This is a genomic window from Sphingopyxis sp. CR5, assembly GCF_059693785.1.
On sequence record NZ_JCATIE010000024.1, the window covers coordinates 1 to 1,422 of the forward strand.

General features: G+C 59.8%; 2 protein-coding genes and 1 pseudogene. All 3 read left to right on the forward strand.

Annotated elements, in window-relative coordinates; genetic code table 11:
• A pseudogene (locus AC58D2_RS20570) lies at positions 1-125 on the forward strand (IS5 family transposase); the annotation flags it as partial.
• A gap of 456 nt (positions 126-581) precedes the next feature.
• Positions 582-1,001, forward strand: coding sequence for an IS66-like element accessory protein TnpA (tnpA, locus tag AC58D2_RS20575; RefSeq protein ID WP_497392889.1), 420 nt, complete (start codon positions 582-584; stop codon positions 999-1,001).
• Positions 998-1,345: an IS66 family insertion sequence element accessory protein TnpB gene (tnpB, locus tag AC58D2_RS20580; protein ID WP_006963110.1), complete on the forward strand. Its 348-nt coding sequence runs from the start codon at positions 998-1,000 to the stop codon at positions 1,343-1,345. Before tnpA ends, tnpB begins: the two co-directional genes overlap by 4 nt.
• Positions 1,346-1,422: the final 77 nt, after the last annotated feature.

Below are 1,422 nucleotides of genomic sequence, written 5' to 3' on the forward strand. Positions count from 1 at the left end.
TGTTCAACAAACTCAAGAATTGGCGCAGGGTCGCCACCCGCTACGACAAAACCAAGGAATCCTACCTCGGCTTCGTCGCGCTCGCCTCAGTTAAACTCTGGATACCCTTTGTCCACGAAGCCTAAGAGGCCGTTCGGTTGTGGTCTATTGAGTAATATTATCAAGCGCTTGGCTGCATCCGTGTATGATCAAATGCTCAATAGGCCACAACAAACGACAAGGGGAAACAACAACCAACGGCACAAAATCACCTACGGTCGTTGTCTCTCTGTTGGCCGCTTTGCGCCTGATTCCAGACATTCGGCGACCTGATCAATGGTTTCGAAAGCGGATATTGACGATGGCGAATGAACGGCGGTGATGTTGGACGCTCCGGAAAGTCCGCTTTACGGTTGAGGATCGCTTGAAGCAGACATTTGTTCATGTTGTCCGACCGAGTCCTCCTTATCGATAACATCCGAATTTTTGGCTCAATGAAGATTTGGCACCCAATTCACAGACCTTCGGTAACCGTGTCCTGAAGGCCGCCTTGCGGGAAGCTGCTCTGGGGTGCTGATAGCCGCTCTTTGCGAGGAGCGGTGATGAGCGAGGATATCGGAGCGTCGGGAGCGAGTGCTCTTGCGACCGGTCATATGAGTGATCGTATGAGCAGTCGGATCGCGGTCGTGGGCGGGCGTCGCCGTTGGTCGGTAGATCAGAAGCTGGCGATCCTGCGCGAAGCGTTCGGCCCGGACGGCTCGGTCTCGGCGACGTGCCAGCGGCACGCGATCGGCAGCGGGATGCTCTATACGTGGCGCCGGCAAGCACTGGCGGGCGATCTGACGGGACCGAAGCGCACGTCGGTGCCGTCGTTCGCCAAGGTTGAGGTGTCGGTGCCGACCACGGCGACCTTAGGCAGCGGCCACATCGGGATCGAGCTGCCGTCGGGGGTGCGGATCACCGTCGACGCGGCGGTCGATACCGACGCGCTGGCCCGGGTGATGTCCGTCCTTGCCCGATGATCCCGTTACCGCCGACGACACGCATCTATCTGGCCTGCGGCGCCACCGATATGCGCAAGGGGTTCGATGGCCTCGCGGTGCTGGTGCAGCAGGTGCTGGAGAAGAGTCCGCACTCGGGCGCATTGTTCGCGTTCCGCGGCAAGCGCGGCGATCTGGTCAAGCTGCTCTGGTACGACGGCCAGGGTCTGTGCCTCTTCTCGAAGCGCATGGACCGCGGCCGGTTCGTCTGGCCGATTACCAAGGCCGGCAAGGTAAGTCTCACTGCGGCGCAGCTTTCGATGCTGCTTGAAGGCATCGACTGGCGGCGTCCCGAACGCACCGCGGCGCCCTTGCTCGCAGGGTAAAAAGTGGCGGATTAGTGAGGGTTTTACTGGCATCGCGGAGCCACTTTTGCTAGATGTTCCGCGTGTCGGAACCAGCC